Annotated in this window: 4 protein-coding genes, 2 tRNA genes and 1 pseudogene; 3 read left to right on the top strand and 4 right to left on the bottom strand. The window is 71.2% G+C overall.

Annotation, left to right across the window (positions count from 1 at the left end):
• Window positions 1-179 (top strand): annotated as a pseudogene (locus tag ACWCO3_RS33020) (NADP-dependent oxidoreductase); the annotation flags it as partial.
• On the opposite strand, the gene ACWCO3_RS33015 reads toward ACWCO3_RS33020, so the two are convergent.
• Together ACWCO3_RS33015 and ACWCO3_RS33010 are read right to left on the bottom strand one after the other, a co-directional pair.
• Window positions 172-1,128: an NADP-dependent oxidoreductase gene (locus tag ACWCO3_RS33015; RefSeq protein WP_450013845.1), complete on the bottom strand. Its 957-nt coding sequence runs from the start codon at window positions 1,126-1,128 to the stop codon at window positions 172-174. The pseudogene ACWCO3_RS33020 and the gene ACWCO3_RS33015 overlap by 8 nt on opposite strands.
• Before the next feature lie 45 nt (window positions 1,129-1,173).
• Entirely contained in the window at window positions 1,174-1,755 is a 582-nt protein-coding gene (locus ACWCO3_RS33010; protein WP_145784812.1) for a TetR/AcrR family transcriptional regulator, read from the bottom strand.
• Window positions 1,756-1,858: 103 nt separating this feature from the next.
• Between ACWCO3_RS33010 and ACWCO3_RS33005 the strand changes: the two genes are divergently transcribed.
• Together ACWCO3_RS33005 and ACWCO3_RS33000 are read left to right on the top strand one after the other, a co-directional pair.
• A complete protein-coding gene (locus tag ACWCO3_RS33005; protein WP_358162809.1) occupies window positions 1,859-2,593 on the top strand; it encodes a GNAT family N-acetyltransferase in 735 nt (244 codons plus the stop codon).
• A gap of 177 nt (window positions 2,594-2,770) precedes the next feature.
• Entirely contained in the window at window positions 2,771-3,277 is a 507-nt protein-coding gene (locus tag ACWCO3_RS33000; protein WP_358163233.1) for a winged helix-turn-helix domain-containing protein, read from the top strand.
• 60 nt (window positions 3,278-3,337) lie between these two features.
• Here ACWCO3_RS33000 and ACWCO3_RS32995 read toward each other — a convergent pair.
• Both ACWCO3_RS32995 and ACWCO3_RS32990 read right to left on the bottom strand, forming a co-directional pair.
• Window positions 3,338-3,412, bottom strand: a tRNA-Val gene (locus ACWCO3_RS32995).
• 16 nt (window positions 3,413-3,428) lie between these two features.
• Window positions 3,429-3,488, bottom strand: a tRNA-Cys gene (locus ACWCO3_RS32990).

Genomic DNA, 3,488 nt, shown 5'->3' with positions numbered 1-3,488 from the left:
ATGAGGTCGGTGACGGGGTGACCACCGCTCGGGTAGGCGATGAGGTTTTCGGGATAACGGACTACGCCCAGATGGGCGGGGCGAACGCCGAATACCGCGCCGCAGCAGACGCCGGGAAGGCGTCGCAGCCGGTGAGTGGACCACCGCGCTCCGGTGGTGCCGGCGGCGGAATCAGAACTCGATGACCAACCGGCCGCGTACCCCTCCGGCTTCCAGGAGCTGGTGCGCGCGGGCCGCCTCCTGCGGCGGAAACCGGCCGGCGACCCGCAGGGTCAGCGCACCCTCCTCGGCGAGTCGCCGAGGAGGGTCGAGCTTGTCGCGGCGCCCCTCGTACTCGTACACGAACGCCGACACCATGTCGATCTTCCGCTGGTCGGCCTGCGCCCGCAGCACCGGGTCGGGCCCGCCGCGCAGCAGTGCGACGGCACCACCCTCGCGCACCGCGGGCAGCAGCGCGCCACCGAGCAACGCGGCGTCGACAGCGGCGTCCACCCCGTCCGGGGCGTGCTCCCGGAGGCGGTCGGCGACGCCCGGCCCTCGGATCACCGTCACGTCGGCGCCGAGCGCGGCGACCAGGTCGACGTCACCCTGCGCCGCGTCGGCCAGCACCCGGTGACCGGCGGCCTTGGCGAGCTGAACCGCATAGCCGCCGACGGCACCGGCCGCCCCGGTCACCGCGAGGGTGCTGCCGGGCTCCAGTCGCAACTGATCCAGGGCGTGCAGGGCGGTCAATCCGTTCAACGGCAGAGTGGCCGCCTCGGCGGGTGACACGCCCGCCGGAGCGGGCACCACCCAGGCCTCCGGGAGCACGACCCACTCGGCGTACCCGCCGCCGGCCTCCCGGCTCGGATTGACCATGGCCATCACCGGGTCGCCCGGGGCGAGTGCGCCACTGGTGCCGGAGCCCACCTCGTCGATGGTGCCGGCGATGTCGTGACCGGGCAGCAGCGGGTCGCTGCCGCGCAGTGGCACCGGCAACATACCGGCCCGGATCTGGGTGTCCGCCGGGTTGACCGCCGCGGCGCGTACCCGGACACGGACCTCCCCCGGGCCGGCGTGCGGCGTCGGAAGGTCGACCACCCGCAGCACCTCGGGCCCGCCGTAGCGCAACAGTCCGACCGCTCTCATGCTCGACTCCTCATTCGGGTAACAGCCGACCACCGTGTCCGGTGGTCAGTCCAGGCAGGTGAGCGCGACCTCGGCGTAGCGCGTCAGCGCCGCCCGGTCCGGGTTGATGGCACCCATCACCCGCAGGCCCTGAAGGTTGGTCACCAGGAAGCCGGCCAGGTCGGTGGCGCTGCGGTCGGACGTGATCTGGCCCCGCAACTGCGCCTCGGCCAGCAGGTCGTAGAGCGCCGCTTCCAGGGACTGGGTGGTCGAGCGGAGCCGATCGGCGACCCGTACGTCCTGGTGGGCCCGTTCCATCGACGCGCCGACGATGAGACAGGAGAGGTGCCGGCCGTCGCCGGCGATGTCGTCCACAGTGCCGACGAACACCTCCCGGATGACCGCTCGCGCGTCGTTGCCGGAGCGCAGCAGATCGACCATCGGCGCGGCGTACCGCTGCCGGTACAGGTCCAGCACCGCGAGGTAGAGCCCGTCCTTGCTGCCGAACGCGGCGTAGATCGAACCGCTGCCCAGGCCGGTCGCCTCCGACAGGTCGCGCATCGAGGTGCCCTCGTAGCCCTTGCTCCGGAACACGTCCATGGCGGCGTCGACGGCGGCGTCGAGGTCGAACTCACGGGTACGTGCCATGGCTGAACGCTACCCGCGATCTGGAACGATCGACAAAGTACTGCCGGTCACCGCCGTTTTGGCTGGTCGAGGGGGTGTCCGGCACCGCGTTACGATCCAGATCATGGAGTCCCTGGACACGGTGCTGGCCGCGCACCGGGCGTACCTGCTCGGTTGGAACATCGGCCCGGTCGGAGGTCCGGACCTGGCGACCTACCGCAGCGACGTGCCGCACCCGACCCTCAACGGCGTGCTGCGCGTGACCGGGCGCACACCGCAGGACGCGCTCCTGGAGGCCCGGCAGCGCCTGCACGGCGTACCCCGGGTGTGGTGGGTCGGCCCGGACAGCGACCCCGGCACGGCCGACGGCCTGGTCTCCCTCGGGGCCGTCGAGTTCGCCCGCCTGCCGATCATGACAGCGGTGATCGACGAGGCGGCGGACGAACCGGCTCCGGCCGGCCTGCACATCGCCGAGACCACCGACCTCGCCGCGTTCGTCAGGGCCTACGCCCGGGTGTCCGGGATCCCGACGGACGGCGTGGCGGCGACGATCGAGCGGGAGAAGGCGTTCTCCGGTGACGGCACGGTGATCAGACTGGCCGGTCGGCTGGACGACGGCCGTGTCGTCGGCACCGCCGTCGCCTGGCTCAGCCACGGCCTGATCACGCTCTACTTCGTGGGTACGCAGCCCGAGCAGCGGCGCAGGGGAATCGGCGCGGCGATGACCAGGGCGGCACTGCGCCTGGCCAGTGAGCGGGGTGCCCGCACCGCCGCGCTCACCTCCTCGCCGATCGGTGAGTCGGTCTACCGCCGCCTCGGTTTCCGGCCGGTGGGCGAGTTCCGCGTGTTGACGTTCTGAGCCGTACGCGCCGACCGCGCCGGGAAGGCCCGACGTCGGCGGATCCGAGTCGATCACGATGGCTACCGGCCGGAAACCATTGACTATGGGGTTCAGACAGCGTTGTCTTTCACTGGCACCTGGGGAGGTACAACAGTGATCGATGGCGTGTCCCTCGTGTTCTGCGTGACGGCCGACGTGTCGGTACGCGAACGGATGGTGCGGCGACTGGACGGGCTCGGCACCCTGGTGATCTGCACCGACCTCGCCGCGTTGCAGGCGATGATCGGTCCGCCCGCGATCGGCGGACCGGCCCCGGTCGTCGGCCCTGCGACCGAACCCACCGTTGCCGCCACCCCTGCGGCCGCCGTCGCCGCTTTCGCGACGGCCCCGACCCCCACCTCCGGCCGGATCACCCTCGGCGACCTGGAGATCGCCCCTCTCGACCACCTGGTGACGTGGCAGGGGCAGCCGCTGGCCCTGACCCGGCTCGAACACCGTCTGCTCACCCAACTCGCCAGCACGCCGGTCGGAGTCTGGACGTACGAGAAGCTCTTCGAGTCGGTCTGGGGGTGCGCCTACCTCGGCGACTCGTCCGTCCTGCACTCGGCCGTCAAGCGGTTGCGGCGCAAGCTGCGCAGCGCCGACGCCACAGTGGGTGTGCAGACCGTACGCGGGATCGGCTACCGGCTCAGCGTGGACTGACTGTTTGCGCCACATGCGAAACGGCTCGTCACCGGGTTTTCAGTGACGAGCCGTTTCCTGTGGTGGGCGATACTGGGTTTGAACCAGTGACCTCTTCCGTGTCAAGGAAGCGCGCTCCCACTGCGCCAATCGCCCGTGCTTGTTGCCGAGGTGGGGACGGGATTTGAACCCGCGTACACGGCTTTGCAGGCCGTTGCCTCGCCTCTCGGCC

The sequence above is a fragment of the Micromonospora sp. NPDC002411 genome, assembly GCF_053592955.1.
The sequence above is the reverse complement of the archived record's forward strand: the minus strand, read 5'-3'. Positions and strand labels throughout refer to the sequence as shown.